Source organism: Rhodoferax sp. GW822-FHT02A01 (assembly GCF_038784515.1).
Taxonomy (GTDB): Bacteria; Pseudomonadota; Gammaproteobacteria; order Burkholderiales; family Burkholderiaceae_C; genus Allorhodoferax.
Window position 1 is genome coordinate 718,214 of sequence record NZ_CP152376.1, and the last position, 16,801, is coordinate 735,014.

13 protein-coding genes are annotated in these 16,801 nt (G+C 60.7%); 8 read left to right on the plus strand and 5 right to left on the minus strand.

Features of this window, described 5'->3' with window-relative positions:
* Positions 1–4: 4 nt before the first annotated feature.
* Both AAGF34_RS03450 and AAGF34_RS03455 read right to left on the minus strand, forming a co-directional pair.
* The gene (locus AAGF34_RS03450; protein ID WP_342619235.1) at positions 5–526 is read right to left on the minus strand and encodes an ATP-binding cassette domain-containing protein; all 522 of its coding nucleotides are present in this window, start codon (positions 524–526) and stop codon (positions 5–7) included.
* Positions 513–3,650: a PAS domain S-box protein gene (locus tag AAGF34_RS03455; protein WP_342619236.1), complete on the minus strand. Its 3,138-nt coding sequence runs from the start codon at positions 3,648–3,650 to the stop codon at positions 513–515. Before AAGF34_RS03455 ends, AAGF34_RS03450 begins: the two co-directional genes overlap by 14 nt.
* A 192-nt stretch (positions 3,651–3,842) precedes the next feature.
* Here AAGF34_RS03455 and AAGF34_RS03460 point away from each other — a divergent pair, with 192 nt between their 5' ends.
* On the plus strand, positions 3,843–5,693 hold the full coding sequence (locus AAGF34_RS03460; protein WP_342619237.1) for a diguanylate cyclase: 1,851 nt from the start codon (positions 3,843–3,845) through the stop codon (positions 5,691–5,693).
* On the opposite strand, the gene menA is transcribed toward AAGF34_RS03460, so the two are convergent.
* Positions 5,673–6,602, minus strand: coding sequence for a 1,4-dihydroxy-2-naphthoate octaprenyltransferase (gene menA, locus AAGF34_RS03465; RefSeq protein ID WP_342619238.1), 930 nt, complete (start codon positions 6,600–6,602; stop codon positions 5,673–5,675). The genes AAGF34_RS03460 and menA overlap by 21 nt on opposite strands.
* Before the next feature lie 289 nt (positions 6,603–6,891).
* On the opposite strand from menA, the gene AAGF34_RS03470 reads away from it, so the two are divergent.
* Positions 6,892–7,380 carry a response regulator gene (locus AAGF34_RS03470; protein ID WP_342619239.1) on the plus strand — a complete coding sequence of 163 codons (489 nt, stop codon included), beginning with the start codon at positions 6,892–6,894 and terminating at the stop codon, positions 7,378–7,380.
* Here AAGF34_RS03470 and AAGF34_RS03475 read toward each other — a convergent pair.
* Complete coding sequence (locus tag AAGF34_RS03475) at positions 7,343–8,083, minus strand: Crp/Fnr family transcriptional regulator (RefSeq protein ID WP_342619240.1); 741 nt, start codon at positions 8,081–8,083, stop codon at positions 7,343–7,345. The genes AAGF34_RS03470 and AAGF34_RS03475 overlap by 38 nt on opposite strands.
* A 294-nt stretch (positions 8,084–8,377) precedes the next feature.
* Here AAGF34_RS03475 and AAGF34_RS03480 point away from each other — a divergent pair, with 294 nt between their 5' ends.
* From AAGF34_RS03480 to AAGF34_RS03500, 5 genes are all read left to right on the plus strand, one after another.
* Positions 8,378–10,111, plus strand: coding sequence for an EAL domain-containing protein (locus AAGF34_RS03480; protein ID WP_342619241.1), 1,734 nt, complete (start codon positions 8,378–8,380; stop codon positions 10,109–10,111).
* A gap of 88 nt (positions 10,112–10,199) precedes the next feature.
* Positions 10,200–11,072 (plus strand): undecaprenyl-diphosphate phosphatase, encoded by an 873-nt coding sequence (locus AAGF34_RS03485; RefSeq protein WP_342619242.1) that lies wholly within the window; start codon positions 10,200–10,202, stop codon positions 11,070–11,072.
* Positions 11,069–12,073, plus strand: a complete 1,005-nt coding sequence (gene hflK, locus AAGF34_RS03490; protein ID WP_342619243.1) for an FtsH protease activity modulator HflK — start codon at positions 11,069–11,071, stop codon at positions 12,071–12,073. Before AAGF34_RS03485 ends, hflK begins: the two co-directional genes overlap by 4 nt.
* A complete protein-coding gene (locus tag AAGF34_RS03495) occupies positions 12,070–12,948 on the plus strand; it encodes a protease modulator HflC (RefSeq protein ID WP_342619244.1) in 879 nt (292 codons plus the stop codon). Before hflK ends, AAGF34_RS03495 begins: the two co-directional genes overlap by 4 nt.
* A gap of 1 nt (position 12,949) precedes the next feature.
* On the plus strand, positions 12,950–14,227 hold the full coding sequence (locus AAGF34_RS03500; RefSeq protein WP_342619245.1) for a YjbE family putative metal transport protein: 1,278 nt from the start codon (positions 12,950–12,952) through the stop codon (positions 14,225–14,227).
* Between the two features lie 138 nt (positions 14,228–14,365).
* On the opposite strand, the gene AAGF34_RS03505 is transcribed toward AAGF34_RS03500, so the two are convergent.
* Positions 14,366–14,989, minus strand: coding sequence for a hypothetical protein (locus tag AAGF34_RS03505; protein WP_342619246.1), 624 nt, complete (start codon positions 14,987–14,989; stop codon positions 14,366–14,368).
* A gap of 207 nt (positions 14,990–15,196) precedes the next feature.
* On the opposite strand from AAGF34_RS03505, the gene AAGF34_RS03510 reads away from it, so the two are divergent.
* Positions 15,197–16,795, plus strand: coding sequence for an MdtA/MuxA family multidrug efflux RND transporter periplasmic adaptor subunit (locus AAGF34_RS03510; protein ID WP_342619247.1), 1,599 nt, complete (start codon positions 15,197–15,199; stop codon positions 16,793–16,795).
* Positions 16,796–16,801 lie beyond the last annotated feature (6 nt).

Sequence of the window (16,801 nt, forward strand, 5' to 3'; positions counted from 1 at the left end):
AGATTCAGTCCAGAGCGACAACCCGCCGCCAAGGCAGGTCTGGGTCCGCCGCATAGTCTGCCACCACCCAACTGCGCATAGTGTGCGCCGCCATATCGCCCAGAAAGGCGCGTATCACCCGGATGGACGCCTGATCCAGGGCGGCGTAGGGCTGGTCCAGGCAGGTCACGGTTGCACCGCTGGCCAGCAGCGCTGCAATGGCAACCTTGCGACGGCTGCCGGTGGAGAGCATGAACAACTTCTTTTCCTGGTGGTCTGTCAAAGTCAAGGCATCCACCAGCTCAGCATGCAGGGCCGCGTTCCAGCGCGCGCAGCGTGCACGCAGCGCGTCCCACACTTGCAGCGCGGTCTGCTCGTCATGCCCGGGCAAGGACAGGTCCAGCCACAGCGCATCAATGACCGCGGACACGCCCGGCGGGGCCGCAAGGTCACCGCTCAGGCGACGCAACAGGCTGGTCTTGCCAGTGCGCTCGTCGCCAGTGACGGCAATGAGACCGGGTGGCAGGGGAATTTCAAGCAGATGCATCGGATTGACCACCCCGCATGACATACGCCTCAAATGCAGGGGCTGTGACCGGGCGGCTGTAGAAGTACCCCTGGAAGACAAAGCAACCATTGCGAATCAACCATTCGCGTTGCTCCAGGGTCTCCACCCCTTCGGCAATGACGTTCAGACCCAGGCTGCGTCCCAGCGTCACCACCGTGCGCGCTATGGCTGCGTCATTGGGGTCGGTCAGCACGTCGCGGATGAAGGTCTGATCAATCTTGAGCTGGTCCAGGGGCAGCCGCTTGAGATAGGACAGAGACGAATAGCCTGTGCCGAAATCGTCAAGGGAAAACATGATGCCCCGCGCCCTGAGTTGGCTCATTTTCTGGATAACGGACTCGGTGTTTTCCAGCAACAGGCTCTCAGTCAGCTCAAGCTTGAGTCGTCCCGGTGCAATGGCGTGCCGGTTCACGATTTCCAGCACGACTTCCACAAAGGCGCTCTGCGCAAATTGACGTGCACTGACGTTGACGGCCAGTGTGAGCGCGCTCAGCAGCGGATTGGTGGACCACTTGGCGAGCTGCAGGCATGCTGCATCCAGCACCCACTGCCCCAAAGGAACGATCAGGCCCGACTCCTCTGCCAGTGCAATGAAGCTGCCCGGCCCCAGCAAGCCGCGCGAGGGGTGCTGCCAGCGTACCAGCGCCTCGGAACCTGTCACCTGCCCAGCAGAATCCACCTGCGGCTGGTAGTGCAACACCAACTGCCCTTCCTTGATGGCCGTGCGCAGTTCCACCTCGACAGCTGCCCGTTGGGTAACCAACGTCTGCATTTCGATGTCAAAGAATCGCAGCATATTCTTACCCCCGGCCTTGGCCTGGTACATCGCCGTGTCTGCGCGCCGCAAGAGGTCATTCACGGAGACCGAATGGTCCTTGAACATGGCAATGCCGATACTGGAAGTACAGTAGTAAGCACGGTCACTGGCAGCGTTCGGCCCTTCTCCGGTGTGAAGCAAGTACGCCTGCCCCAGGCTGGACAGTATCTTGTTGGCCACCTGTTCCGCCTGCACAGCCGCCAGTTCGTTGTCGCCCAGATCCTTCAGGATGACGATGAACTCATCGCCACCCATACGTGCCACCGTGTCCCCCTCCCGAATGCTGTTGCGCAAGCGGCAGGCCACCTCTGTCAGCAGCCGATCACCGGTTGCATGGCCCAGTGTGTCGTTGAGCAACTTGAAGTTGTCCAGATCAATCATCATCAGAGCCCCCTGGCATTCCTGGCGTGCACAACCGATCAGGGCCTGGTCGAGCCGGTCCAACATGAGGCGCCGATTGGGAAGGTTGGTCAAGGGATCGTAGAAAGCCAGGTGTTCTATTTTTTGGGATGCCGCCTTGCGCTCGGTGACGTCACGGATGGCAACCAGTACCGCCGGCGCCCCATCAAACTGAATCCACCTGCTCTGCACCTCGACATCTATGGACGTTCCATCCAGCTTGAGGTAGCGCTGCTCGATGAGCGGATTCACCTGCGCCCCCTCATCGAGCCTGCGTGAACGCTGCAGCGACCTTTCACGGCTATCCGGATGCACCAGTGCAATAACCGGGGTCTGCCGCAGTTCTTCCTCCGACGCAGCACCAAAGAGTTTCACCGCAGCCGGATTGAGGTACAGCAACCTGCCGTTACGCTGCACCACGATGGGATCCGGCGCCCACTCCAGAATCGTACGGTAGCGCTTCTCGCTCTCCACCAGTGCCGACTGCATTTGCTTGCGCAATGAGATGTCGCGCGATGCCGCGTAGAGATACCCCTTGCCATCGATCTCTATGCCCGACGCGCTGATTTCCACGTCGATGATGCTTCCGTCGCGGCGGCGATGGCGTGTTTCGAACAGTGTCTTGCCTTGCGTCTTGACCAGTCCGTCATTGAATTTCTTGATTTCGTCCCAGCTCAGCTGTGCGTCCCAGTCCGTGACGCGCATAGCACCGATGTCGCTCTTGCTCAGCCCCAACATGTCCAGAAACGCGTCATTGGCTTCTACCAAGGTCCCTTCGGCATCGAGAATGTGAATGCCGTCACTGGACGTCTTGAGTATCGTCTGCAAACGGATACGGCTTCTTTCAACCGACTCGTGCAGTTGGTACCGCTCGGTGATGTCGTGACCAATTCCCAGCACGCCGATGATCTTGCCATCCTGCGCACGTAGTGCCACCTTGGTGGTTTCCAGCAGTGCCCGGCGCCCATCCGACGCAAATGTGACCCACTCCTCGTTGACACTGGGCCCTTCCTTGTCCATGGCTTTCTGGTCATTGGCGCGGAAGAAATCGGCAAGTTCCTTGTCCACGAAGTCGTAGTCCGACTTGCCCAGAATGTCCTTTTCCTTGGCCCCGAAAAACTTCTCGAACTGCGGGTTGCAGGCCAGATAGACACCTTGCAAATCCTTGAGCCAGACCAGATCGGGAATGGAGCGGATCAAGGTCTGCAGCCGTGCCTCGCTTTCAAACAGCGTGTTTTCCATGCGCTTGCGCTCGGTGATGTCGTGCGCCAGTCCAAACAGCCCGTAGATCCGCCCATCCGCAGAACGCAACGGTCCCTTGGTTGACAGATAGGTGCGCTCACCGTCGATGGTGGAAACCGTCTCCTCGAAAGTCAGTGTGACGCCTTCCTGCAGAACACGCACGTCGTTCTGCCGAATGCTTTCAGACTGTTCCGGGAAGACTGCCGCCTCCTTCTGACCCAGCATCTGCGCCACGGTGAGTCCGGTCACGCGTGCGGATTCCGTGTTGCACAGCAGGTAACGGCCTTCCAGATCCTTGGCAAAGATGGCGTCGGAGGCGCCTTCCACGATGCTGTTGAGCAGCTGACGCAGCTGAGCCTGCTCGTCGCGGACCCGCAGCTCCTGTTGCAAGGTCGCCCCAATCTGCTGTTGCAAACGCCGGATCAAACGGTACAGCAGCACCGTCGTCACACCCACGAACAACCACCCCTTGAGCGTGCTGGCCCGGGCAATGAGCCCCGGATCCTGAAACATCCAGGCCACCACATAGTCGGACACCAGTATCCACAAGGCCGCCAGGGTGGCATAGGTCAGAACGGTTGTTCCTGCCGCGAAACGGGTTGCCCTGTCTACGGCAATGTCACTGGACGCTTTTGTATCGGGCATGGCGCTTTTTTCCGGGTAAGGTCCTCTGGGCCGATATTGTCTCCGGCACATGGTATCGCTACGGCTCACAAGCGAATATTGACACGCATCAATACCCGTCGTTATGGCTTCCCCATAATCTGAAACTGTAAGAGCCCTATGTCTTGCGCCGCGGACATGCCTGTTAGCAGTTGGACTACACATATGAGAGAAATGGCAAGACGGGTCGCATCCGTCCCCCGCAAGGCATTTGGTGCCACGGGTTGGTCGCTGGCCTTGGTTGTTTTTGCAGCCATTGCTCCCTTGGTGGCTTTTGCCGCCTTTGCAAGCTGGACGGTGGTCCAGCAAAAACAATCAGATGCGCAAGCGGAGCTGGTGGGTTTGGCACGTGCCATCCGGGTTGCGGTGGATCGTGAGCTCAAGGGGCAATTCAGCTCCATGCAAGTAGCGGGTACGGAACTGCGCTTCAACGTGGCCGACAACCAGCGCTTTGCGCTGCACGCCAAACGTATTCTGGCCGACAAGCCGGAGTGGGCCAGTCTGGCCCTGATCGACCCGGTCACCAAAGCGATTGTCTTCAGCGAGCCTGCGTTACACATCCCCGGGCAGCAAACGATTTCACCGCAAACCGTGGAAACGGCTGTGCAGACCCGAGAGCCCGCCATTGCGGGTGTCTTTCCCCAAGGCAAGGTTATACCGGAGCCGCTGATTCTGCTGATGGCCCCTGTAATGGAGCAGGACCAGGTCCGCTATGTCATCGGTGTGGCCCTGCGCCCGGCAGTGATCAGTGCCATCTTCACGGAACAAAAGATGGTGCCCACATGGACCGGCGCGGTCCTGGATCGAGACATGCGCATTGCCGGACGGTCCCGAGCGCCCGAAAAGCTCATTGGAATGTCTGCCTCGCCCACGCTGATAGAACAGGTGCAACAAGGCTACAAGGGGATGTTTCTCTCGCGCACAGCCGACGGGGAGGTAGTGAGCACGGCCTACGAGCGCTCGGCGACAACCGGCTGGACCGTGGCCATCGGCATACCGCAGCACGAACTGGACGGCCCCATCCAGTCCTCCCTGTTGCGATTCGCCGGGGTAGCGCTTCTGCTGGTCAGCAGTTCACTGGCGATGGCCTATGTGCTGGGAAGAAGGGTCATACGCAGTCGCAACGCGTATGAAGCTGCACTACAGGCCATCACCCAGGAACAGGAGATCATGCTCAACAACGACATGGTCGGCATCATCAAGCTGGCAGACCGCAAGATCCTGTGGCACAACAAGTGGGTCACCAGAAATCTGGGTTACTCGGACGCAGAGCTCGATGGCCAGTCGGTGCGCATGCTGTACCCCGACTCGGAATCGTATGCAGACATCGGAGAGCGCGCCTACGTGGCACTGGACAGCAGAAACACGTTCCGCTTCCAGGCCCAGTTGCGACGCAAGGACGGCTCGGTGCTCTGGTTGGACATCAGTGGCAGCCTGCTGGGAGACAACCTGCGTGAGTCGCTCTGGATTCTGGTGGACATTACCCAGGCCAAGAATAACGAGCAGACCCTGGAGGCCGTGGCCCAGCACGACGAGTTGACCCAGTTGCCCAACCGCCGCATGCTGCAGGAAGGCCTGCAGACCGCCATAGCCACGGCCCGGCGCACCGGTGGCCAGATTGCCATCTGCTATCTGGACCTGGACGGCTTCAAGGCGGTCAACGACCAATACGGCCATACGGCCGGCGATCAGGTTCTCAGGGTTTGCGCCCAGCGCATGACCGAGTGCGTGCGGGCCAGCGATCTGGTCACCCGCGTGGGCGGGGACGAGTTCGTTCTGCTGCTCTGCGAATACGGCACCGACCCGGACTATGCCACTGTGCTGGAGCGGCTGTTGGCCGCAGTCAGACGCCCCATACTGATCGAAGACGGCCACACGGTGGTGGTCAAGGCCAGCATTGGCGTTTCGTTCTATCCGCAACACGGCGATCAGGTGGACACCCTGGTGGCACTGGCCGATGAGGCCATGTATGAGGCCAAGACACGCGGCAAGGACTGCTACGTGCTATGCGAGGAGCCACGCTGAGAGCGACAGTGCGACGGCAAACCACCAACCCAGCCGGAAGGTGCGAAACAGGATGGCGTTGTAGGCAACACCTTGCGTGACCGCGCCAAAGTCCCGGTAGATGTTCCAGGCCCGCCACGCCAGCGTCCATACCAGCAAGGGCCAGACCTGTTGAGCGAACAGCGCCATCACCAGAGCCAGCGCAAACGGAAGGAACAGCAGCAGGGCAAACCAACGCTGTGAAGCACGTGCCCCGTACACCACGGCAAACGTCCTGCGCCCTGCCAGTCTGTCGTGCGCCATGTCACGGTGGTTGTTGACCGCCAGTGCGGCAGCAGCCATGCTGCCCACGGCCATGGATGCGAACACGCCGATGCCACTCAAGCCGCCGGTCAACAGCCACCCAGTACCCAGCACGGCTACCGGACCAAAGAACACGAACACCGTGGCTTCGCCCCAAGGTGTATAGGCAATCGGACGCGGGCCACCCATATACGCCAAGGCGGCCAGCAAGGATGCACTGCCCAATGCCAGCACCGGCCAGCCACGCAGTGCAACCATGTAGAAACCCAAGCCGGTAGCCAGTGCAGACAAAACCACAATGGCCAACCGAACCTGTCTGGGGCTCAGCCACCCAAGTGCTGTGGCGCGGGGCAGGCCGATACGCTGCCCCACGTGCTCGGCCCCGCGCTGGGTGTAGCCCACATCGTTCTGCAGATTGGTGATCACCTGCATCAGAACGGCGGCCAGAAGCGCCAACAGTGCCAGCACCAGGTCAACCTGACCGGTTTGCCGGTATCCCAACGACACCCCTACCAGCACGGGCGCGATAGCCAGCAGCAGACTGGGGGGGCGCACTGCAGCACCCCAGGCCCGCAAAGGGTGGGGAGTCGGCGAAGAGGAGCTTGGGATGTCGGATGGCGATGGCATGTTCGGTCGCACTTGGATCGTTCTATACGGCCATTGAACCATACCGCACCGCCTGGACCACTCGCCGAACCGGCGCACAGTATCTGTGTGGTGGCAGACGGAACGCGCCCCGGCCAGGACCTACGATGCCAAGGTGAAAAAGGGCATTGCCAAGGAAATTGTGCGTATTGCGCAAATGTCCGCATACGGACAGACAGGATCCGAACAAAAAAATAAAGTAGCCTGATCGAAACGCCGAATTGCCCCGCATGGACGCGGGCTGGGCCTCGATGCAGAAGGGAGTCATTACATGCATAGGGTGAACGCCCCCATCGATTGGGCACGAGATGCATACGGCAACGGGCAAGGCATCGTCCTGCAGATTGAAAACAATGCGGCAAATGCAGACCTGATCAGCCGACTCATTGCACGCCGAGCCAACCTGACGTTGCATACCGCAGTGGACGGATTGCTAGGTTATGTGTTGGCGCAAACCTTGCAGCCGGACATCATCTTGTTGGACATGGTGATGCCGGTCGTCACGGGTTATGAGACCCTGCTGTTGCTGCGCGAAAACGCGCTGACAAAACACATCCCGGTCCTGATCTTGACGTCCAGCGCGGCACGGGGCCAGCAGCAAAAGTGCCTGGACGCAGGCGCGTTCGGGTATCTGACCAAGCCCTACCGCATTGATGACTTGATGGCGCTGATAGATACCGCCTTGCACGCGGTCAACCTTGGAAAGCAGCAAGCAGGTACTTCTATGCAAAGGTCAGCAGACGATCGTATTCGTGTTTGACGACCTCGTAGCATTCGCACACGCGCTCTTCCAGCCCCTTGCGGTCCGATACGGTGATGCGCCCGCGTGAATAGCGAATCAGGCCCGCATCCTGCAACTTGACGGCGCATTCGGTCACGCCTTGCCTGCGCACGCCCAGCATGTTGGCAATGAGTTCCTGGGTCATGGCAATTTCGATTCCCGGCAACCGATCTAGGCTGAGCAGCAACCAACGGCAGAGCTGCTGGTCGAGCGAGTGATGGCGGTTGCAAACCGCGGTTTGGGCCATCTGGGTAATGAGCGCCTGCGTGTAGCGCAGCAACAGATGGGCCACCGGGCCGAACTGCTCGAAGTCGTCTTTGAGCGTCTTGGCCTTCAGGCGAAAGCACCATCCCGCGCTCTGAACCACGGCATGGCTGGGAGTCGAGTTGCCTCCCATGAACAGGGAAATACCCACAATCCCTTCAAAACCAACCACCGCAATTTCAGCTGCATCGCCGTTCTTCATGACGTAGAGAAGCGAAACGATTCCGCACGTAGGAAAGTAGACGTATTTTTCAACCCCACCGGCCTCATACAACACCTTTCCCAGAGGCAACTCCATCAGCTCTAGCTGCGGCAACCAGCGCTCCAACAGGGCGTGCGGCAATGCTCCCAGCAAAAGATTCGATTGGGCCTTTTGCTTGTCGGCATGCGGCGCTGGCGAGTGGTTGGGTACAGGCATGAATGGTTGGTTGTGAATATCGGCGAAGGGCCAATGTATTGAAGATGGCACGAGCATCCAGCAGATGCCGACCCTGGTCTGTACGGTGGCAGACCCTGGGCGAAATTGAATGCATCTGCACCTCGTTCGGTGGCGTACAGACCCTGCAGTTGGCTGGCTTTACAACCGGCATGAGAGTTTGTTTGCCATTCGCATTCGAATGGAGCCTGCTCACTCCAACTGCCATATGAACCACACGCAATTGCCTGGCATGCATCTGCCACCCCACAGCCGAGATACCGGCGGCTCCTACCTATGAGCGCCCAAAGGCAATACAACCGCGATCCGGCTGCGCTCAAGGCATTGCGGATGTCAGAGGGCCGTTATCGCAGGTTGTTCGAGACTGCGCGCGACGGCATCCTGCTGCTCAATGCGTCGACATCACAAATCGAGGACGCCAACCCGTTTCTGACCGAGCTGCTCGGCTATTCGCATACGGAACTGATGGGCAAGCACCTGTGGGAGCTGGGAGCATTTTCCGATGCCATCGAGAACCGCGACAAATTTGCAGAACTGCAGACACTCGGGTATGTGCGCTACGACGATCTGCCATTGGTTACCAAGGCCGGGAAAAGAATTGCCGTGGAATTCGTCAGCAACGTCTATGAATGCGAAGGCGTCACTGTCATCCAGTGCAACATCCGCGACATCAGCGCGCGCAAGCGCTCTGAAGAGCGCATTTATGAACTGGCCTTTTTCGATCCCCTGACGTCGCTACCGAACCGCACCCTTTTACTGGACCGGTTGAGCCAGGCCGTCATAAGCGCGCTGCGCAACAAGGTGTGTGGCGCGGTACTGTTTCTGGATCTGGACCAGTTCAAGGCCATCAATGACATCCAGGGGCACGATGCCGGCGACCTGCTGCTGCAGCAGGTTGGCATGCGCTTGAAAGCTTGCGTGCGTGAAGGCGACACCGTGGCAAGGCTGGGGGGGGATGAGTTTGTGGTGGTCCTTGAAAGACTGCACGATTGCCGCCAGGAGGCTGCAACCCAGGCGCAGGAGATTGGCGACAAAATTCTGGCCTCGCTCAACCAACCCTACAACATGGGTACGTCAGACTGTCGCGTCACTGCCAGCATAGGCGCCACCCTGTTCAGCCTGGCCACCGACTTGCCAGAAGACCTGCTCAAGCAGGCCGACTTGGCCATGTACAAGTGCAAGGAGACTGGACGCAATCGCCTGCAGTTTTTTGACCCGGCCATGCAGTCGGCCGTGCTGGAACGGGGTGAGCTCGAAATTCAAATGCGTCAGGCACTGCAGGCGCAGCAGTTTGAGCTGTACTACCAGGCCCAGGTCGTAGGCAGTGGTCGGGTCACTGGTGCTGAGGTACTGGTGCGCTGGCGGCATCCGCAACGCGGATTGCTGTTGCCGGCAGATTTCATTCCCCTGGCCGAAGAGACTGGCCTGATTTTGCCGCTGGGCAATTGGGTGTTGGAGTCCGCATGCCAACAGCTCGCGCGCTGGTCTGCGGACCCGGTACTCTCCCACATCACACTGGCGGTCAATGTGAGCGCGTACCAGTTCCGCCAGATAAATTTTGTCGAGCAGGTAATGGCCGCTTTGGACAAACTGGATACAGACCCCATACGGCTCAAGCTGGAACTTACGGAGAGCCTGCTGGTGGATGACGTAGCCACCATTATGGAAAAAATGTTTACCCTCAAGGCCAAGGGCGTTTCCTTCTCGCTGGACGACTTCGGCACCGGCTACTCGTCGCTGGCCTACCTCAAGCGAATGCCGCTGGACCAGCTGAAGGTGGACCGCTCCTTTGTCAAGGACATCCTGAGCGATCACCAGAATGCCTCGATCACACGCACCATCATTGCATTGGCCCAAAGCCTGGGCCTGAGCCTGATTGCGGAAGGCGTGGAAATGGAAGCACAACGCGACTTTCTCGCCGAAGCCGGTTGCCATGCCTACCAGGGCCACTATTACAGCAAGGCCGTGCCGCTGGCCGACTTTGAGAACTATGCCCGCGGCGGAATATGAGCCTGTGTAAAGTTTGGTGAAGTCGCTTTGGGCCTGAGACTGCAAGGGGATTCTGGCTACCATTTGGCACTCACCAAAGGATCCACCAGTGTCTGCCGCTTGCACCAATGGAATCGATATCGGTTTCGCCTCATTGAATTATTTGCAGATCGGTTTTCTCGGTGTCGTGCAGGGAATCACGGAGCTGCTGCCGATTTCATCGACGGCGCATATGCGCATCGTGCCCGCACTGCTGGGCTGGACCGATCCGGGCTCCGCGTTCTCGGCCATCATGCAGCTCGCAGCACTGGCCGCCGTGTTGTCCTACTTTGCCAAGGATGTGCGCGCGCTGTTGCAAGGTACGGTGCAGGCGATCCAGGTGCGCAATTACCAGTCGCCCCACTTTCGCATGTCGGTGGGCATTGTGTTGGCCACCATTCCCATCGGCATCGCCGGACTGCTGCTGTCGCATCTGCTGAACGCCTGCGGCTCCGCGCTGCGCGGCCTGCCGGTGATTGCGGTGGCCTGCATCGTCATGGCAGCACTGCTGGCCATCTCCGAATGGAAATGCAAGCATGAGCGCCGCATGCATGAAATGCGTCTGCGCGATGCGCTCTGGGTCGGTCTGGCCCAGGTGGGCGCGCTCATCCCCGGCGTGTCGCGTTCCGGCTCCACCCTGACCGGTGCCCTGTTCCTGAACTTCCGCCGCGAAGACGCGGCGCAGTTTTCGTTCCTACTGGGCTTGCCTGCCATTGCGCTGGCCGGGCTCAAGGAACTGCTGGTGCTGTGGCATGCGCATATTCCTCTGGAAGCGTGGCAACACCTGGCAGTGGGCTTAGTGGTGGGTAGCGTCTCGGCCTTTGCCGCCATCTGGGGGCTGATGCATTTTCTGGAGCGTTTTTCCACCTGGGTGTTTGTGGCGTACCGCGCGCTGCTGGGCATCTTTTTGCTGGTCGCGCTGGGCATGGGCTGGCTGGCATGAGCACGCTGCAATCTCTGCGCGACTGGTTCGCCTACTACGCACAGCTGCTGGGACTCAAGGGCCGCGGCGGCATGGTGGTGGCAGTGGTGATCGGGCTGCTCTGGGTCAACTCCGGCATCTACAAGGTACAGCCCGATGAGCAGGGCGTAGTGCTGCGCTTTGGCAAGTTCCAGGAAACGGTGGACCCCGGTCTGCATTACCACTGGCCCTACCCGGTGGAGTCGGTGCTACTGCCCAAGGTCACCCAGGTCAATCAGCTGCAGTTGGGAACGGCGCGCACGGGCGCTGCCACCAATGTCTCCAACGAAGACTCGCACGACCGCCAGATGCTGACCGGTGACGAAAACATTCTGGAAGCCGAGTGCGCCGTGTTCTGGCGCATCAAGGACGCCAAGGACTTTCTGTTCCGTATCAAGAACCCCGAGGTGTCGGTGCGCATTGCCGCCGAAAGTGCCTTGCGCGAAATCATCGGCCGCACTCCGATTCAGGCCGCCATGTCGGACAAGCGCCAGCAGATTGCCGACCAGACCCGCGACCTGATGCAGACGCTGCTGGACCGTGAACATGCCGGCATTCTGGTATCGCAGGTGCAGCTGCAACGGGTGGACCCACCGGCTGCGGTGATCGATGCCTTCAACGACGTGCAGCGTGCCCGTGCCGACCAGGAACGTGCCCGCAACGAGGCGGACTCCTATGCCAACGACATCCTGCCACGCGCCCGCGGCGAGGCATCCAAGATCACCCAGGAGGCCGAGGCCTACAAGGAGCAGGCCGTCAAGCTGGCTGAGGGCGATGCCAAGAGCTTCATGTCGGTCTACAACAGCTATGTGAAGTCCAAGGACGTGACGGCCTGGCGTCTGTATATGGAAAGCATGGACGAGCTGCTCAAGAAGTCCACCCGCGTGATAGTGGACACCACCGGTAAAGGCGCCTCTGCCGTCATGCCGTACATGAACATCGGCGAAAAGGCCAAGGACGCGCCCAAGGAGAGCAGCAAATGAAGCGACCCGTCCTGTGGGCTTCCATCGCCGGCGTTGCCGCTCTCTGGCTGGTATCCATGACCACCTATGTGGTGTCGGAAACCGAGCAGGCCCTGATCATCCGCCTGGGTGCGCCGGTGGGCGTGGTCAGTGTGCCGGGACTGCAATTCAAAGTTCCGTTTGTCGACACCGTCAACCTGTATGACAGCCGCCAGCTGCTGCTGGAGCCGCCGCTGGAGCAGGTGATTCTGGGGGACCAGAAGCGCATCGAAGTGCAGACCTACGCACACTACCGTATCGTGGATCCGCTGCAGTTCTATCAGTCACTGCGCACGCTGGACCAGGCCAATGCGCAGCTAGGCCAACTGGTGAGTTCGTCCCTGCGCAAGGAGCTGGGGCAGATCAACTTGCCTGCGCTGCTGTCGGAAGAGCGGACCAAGGTGGTGTCACGCATCGAGACCGAAGTGCAGCAGAAAGCCAAGCAACTGGGTGTGGAAGTATCGGAGGTGCGCTTTCGCAAGGCCGACCTACCGCTGGAAACCAGCCAGGCCATCTACGAGCGCATGAAGTCGGAGCGCCAGCGCGAAGCCAAGGAGCTGCGTGCCCAGGGCGCTGAGTGGGCGCAGCAGATCCAGTCCAAGGCGGACAAGGAGCGCTCGGCCATTCTGTCGGAGGCACAACGCACCGCCAAGATTGCACGCGGCCAGGGCGACGCCCAGGCCAACCAGGTGCTGTCGGACGCCTTTGGCCGCGACCCGCAGTTCTACCGCCTGTACCGCTCGCTGCAAACCTACCGGCAAGCCTTGGCCGACAGCGGGCCCAGCCTGTTTCTCTCACCCGATACCGAGTTTTTGCGGAACCTGAAAAACGGCCCCGCCACAGCCGGCCGCAAGTAAGGTGGAAACGGATCCTTCACTGCTGTCCTTCAATGTGGCACTGGGCGTGCTGCTGGTGGACATTCTGCTCAGCGGTGACAACGCCATCGTCATTGCGCTGGTATGTCGCTCGCTCTCCAAGGAGCATCGCACCAAGGCTCTGTGGCTGGGGGTGATGGGCGCATTTGTGGCCCGGCTGGTGCTGACCAGTTGCGCCACGCTGGCCATGAACCTGCCCCTGATCAAGCTGATAGGCGGCCTGCTGCTGCTGAAAATTTCGATCGAGCTGATCGTGGACAACCTGCAGCAGTCCGGCGATGGCGCCGGGCCGCAGCACTCCAGTGCGCAAGATATTTTTTCAGCGGCCAGGACCATTGTGCTGGCCGACATCGTGATGAGCCTGGACAACGTGCTGGCACTTTCGGCCATCACCCAGAACAACTGGCAGATGCTGGTGGCAGGCCTGCTGTTGAGCATTCCCATCCTGATGTTCGGCAGTCTGTATGTGGCGCGGCTGATGGATGTGTTTCCCTATCTGCTGTGGGTGGGCGGTGCCATTCTGGGTGGCGTGGCCGGCTCGCTCATCATGGACGACCCTGTCTTTGGTGGCGCATTCAGCAGCGCCTCCACCCTGTCCAACCTGGTGGTGCCGGTGATCGCTGCCGGCTTTGTGGTGCAGATCAGCCGGGTGATTGCGACCAATGCACAGCGCATGCAGGGCGTGCCCAAGCCACCGTCTCTGCTGAGCATTCTGTGGAAGAGCGCGCCGGATGCGCCGCGGGCAGATGCGGCTGTGCCACAGCCAGTGCTGGCCTTGGCCGTGGCAGCTGAAACCGCGCAGCACCCTGTTGCCAAAGCTGCCCCCGTCAACGCCGCTCTCGCTACGCCACCCGCGTCCACGGCCAAGCCGGTGCGACCGGCGCCCGTAGCGCAAGGCGGTGAGCACCGTGTGCTGATTGCGCTGGGCCTGTTCATGATTCTTTCCGGAGGTGCGGCGTACTACTTGCTCAATGTGTACCAGCCGGCCGTCCCGGACCGCTTCATCACCTATCTGTGCAAGCAACCGGCCATGGCTATCAGCTACCTGCCCCATGCCCGCGAAATCCGCTTTGCCACCGCAAAAGGTGCGGTGTCCACCACCGTCATCGAGGACCGCGTCGTGTGGGAAGACTACCGTGATGCCGGTGCCCGATTGGGCGCACCGCCGCCGGTGAAGATTCTCTCGGCAGACGAGCGTCAGCTGGTTGTGAACGGAGGCGTTTTTGAAAACACATCCTGCATCCCCGCCGCCCAACCGTAGAGCCCGCAACGCAAGGCGCCTGCGCTCGCGGGTGCGCCTGTTCGCGTTGGGCGTTCTGGTGGTCTATGGTGTTTATCTGCTGATCAGTTGGTTGTTGCTTCGTTAGCTGGCGCGGCGGCGCGTCAAGCTGCTATCTGCTCAATGCCAGTGGTGATGGTCCCAATACCCGAAACCCACGCCAACCGTGACCGGTGAGGGTGCGTAATACACCGGCGCAGCGGGCACGATCACACTGGTCGGTGCTTGTGCATATTCCACAGGGGCGGTTGAATACGTGGAGGTGGTGCCCTGCGTCGCCGCACCTATGGGCGTGACCTGCAAGCGAATGGTGGGGCCAGGGTCTTGCGGCATCTGCACGGTGTACTGCTTGCCACCGAACTCATACACCACGTTATAGGCCACGGTACGGTTTTCATAGAAGACCTGGGTGCTGCAATGCTGCACGTCCTGCAGCTGCGCCGGTGGGCTGCCTTCAATCTTGTCGCCCAAAATGGCGCCGCCCACAATACCCAGCATGGTGGCCGCAGCATTGCCTGCGCCACGTCCCACCTGGTTGCCTATCGCGCCACCGGCAATCGCGCCCATGGCGGCACCTGCGCCTGACTTCTGCGATTGCACGGCCACCTGTTCGGTGGTGCAGACCTTGCGTGGAACGCCCACCTGTTGCACCACTGGTGTAGTGGAGATCACCCGCCCCACATCATCTGCCAGGCAGATGCCGGAGGCAACCAGCAAGGTCGAAAAAGCAATGAGCTTATGCATGTGCAACTCTCCTGACGTTTCAGATGGCTCAATAATCCACCTTGCCGCGCACGGTTTCATGCCTGAGCAGTGAAGAAAAAGTAAAGTTCCGTAGCTTCACATTTCCTTCGTCAACTGAAGAGGCTTCATTGCAACAATCGGGGTCATAGCCCATCAGACCTGCACGCGCGGCTGATCTCGACTCCGTCTCCATCCAAGGCATACCTTATGAGCAGCAGGCAAAGCATGTACCCATCCACCCCAAGCCAACCGAGCGCTTCCGCCGTTGCAGGCAGCCAATCGGGCAAGCTCAGCACTTGGGCACTTACCGCCCTGGTGGTTTTGGCAGCTGGCGGCGCTGCATGGTGGAAGTTCGCGCCGCACGCCAGTGATACCGCCGCAACGGGTCAGGCTGCAGGTGGCCCACCCGGCATGGGGCCCGGTGGCGGTTCGCGCCGCTTTGGCGGCAGTTTGGGTGTACAGCCGGTGTCGGTCATGGCCGCGCGGCTACAGGACATACGGGTCACGGCCAGCGCCATTGGCAGCCTGACCGCATCCAACACGGCAGTGGTCCACGCGCAGGTGAGCGGCACGCTGCAGAGCATCCTGTTCCAGGAAGGGCAGCAGGTGCAGGCCGGCCAACTGCTCGCACAGATCGATCCGCGCTCTTTCCAGGCCACCGTGAGCCAGGCAGAAGGCGCACTGGCACGCGATACCGCACAGCTCGACAACGCCCGGCTGGACCTGCAACGCTACAAGGACCTGGTGGCCAAAGATGCCGCTCCCAAACAGCAGGTCGATACCCAACTGGCCCTGGTGCGTCAGCTCGAAGGCACCGTCAAGGTGGACCGCGGCGCGCTCGACAGCGCGCAGTTGCAACTGTCCTACACCAAGGTGGTGGCGCCCACCAGCGGTCGGGTGGGCCTCAAGCAATCCGATATCGGCAACGTGGTGCAGCCTGCGGACACCAACGGCATTGTTTCCATCGCACAGACGCGGCCGATTGCGCTGGTGTTTTCCATCCCTGCCGCGCAGGTGCCGGTGCTGCAGGCCAAACTCAAGGCCAAGCAGCCGCTGCGCGTGGAGGCCTGGGACAAAGGCAGTGCCAAGCTGCTGGCCACTGGCCAGGTAGCGACCATCGACAACGCGATTGACGCCAGCACCGACACCATCAAGGTCAAGGCCTTGTTCCCCAACAAGGACGATGCGCTGTTCCCCAACCAGTCGGTCAGCGTGCGACTGCAGCTCGACACGCTCAGCAATGTGCTGGCTGTGCCGCAAGCGGCCGTACTGCGGGGTGCGCAGGGCTTTTATGTGTACGTCGTCGGCGATGACAACACGGTCAGCACCCGGGTCATCAAACCCGGCGTGGTGGACGGCGACTGGATGGCCGTCGAAGGCGCTGTGCAGCCAGGCGAAAAAATTGTGATCGACGGTGTGGACCGGCTGCGCAATGGCGCCAAGGTGGAAGTCATAGTTCCCAATGCCAAACCGGGTGGCGGTGGCAACTGGAAGGGCGGCGACAAGGGCGGCAAAGCTGCCAATGGTGCTGCACCTGCGGCATCTGGCGCAGCAGCACCAGCCCCTGCAGCTCTCGGCCCCGGCACCAGACCTGCTCCGGCAGGCGCACCACCCCAACCTGCAGCCGGCAAGGAGGGCCCCGCCGAGAATGCGGGAGCCGCCGGTGCCGACGACGCTGCAGCGGCGCAACGCCGCGCCTTCTTCCAGAGCCTATCCCCCGAAGATCGCGAGAAGCTGCGCAACATGACGCCAGAAGAGCGCCAAGCCTGGCGCGAAAAGATGCGTGCCAAGCTCAATCCGCAATAGGCCCCC

Coding starts and splice junctions, on each gene's coding strand:
- menA (WP_342619238.1), bottom strand. CDS start 6,602: ATGCCATCGCCATCCGACATCCCAAGCTCCTCTTCGCCGACTCCCCAC.
- AAGF34_RS03510 (WP_342619247.1), top strand. CDS start 15,197: ATGAGCAGCAGGCAAAGCATGTACCCATCCACCCCAAGCCAACCGAGC.
- hflK (WP_342619243.1), top strand. CDS start 11,069: ATGAGCACGCTGCAATCTCTGCGCGACTGGTTCGCCTACTACGCACAG.
- AAGF34_RS03470 (WP_342619239.1), top strand. CDS start 6,892: ATGCATAGGGTGAACGCCCCCATCGATTGGGCACGAGATGCATACGGC.
- AAGF34_RS03455 (WP_342619236.1), bottom strand. CDS start 3,650: ATGCCCGATACAAAAGCGTCCAGTGACATTGCCGTAGACAGGGCAACC.
- AAGF34_RS03450 (WP_342619235.1), bottom strand. CDS start 526: ATGCATCTGCTTGAAATTCCCCTGCCACCCGGTCTCATTGCCGTCACT.
- AAGF34_RS03495 (WP_342619244.1), top strand. CDS start 12,070: ATGAAGCGACCCGTCCTGTGGGCTTCCATCGCCGGCGTTGCCGCTCTC.
- AAGF34_RS03475 (WP_342619240.1), bottom strand. CDS start 8,083: ATGCCTGTACCCAACCACTCGCCAGCGCCGCATGCCGACAAGCAAAAG.
- AAGF34_RS03480 (WP_342619241.1), top strand. CDS start 8,378: ATGAGCGCCCAAAGGCAATACAACCGCGATCCGGCTGCGCTCAAGGCA.
- AAGF34_RS03460 (WP_342619237.1), top strand. CDS start 3,843: ATGGCAAGACGGGTCGCATCCGTCCCCCGCAAGGCATTTGGTGCCACG.
- AAGF34_RS03505 (WP_342619246.1), bottom strand. CDS start 14,989: ATGCATAAGCTCATTGCTTTTTCGACCTTGCTGGTTGCCTCCGGCATC.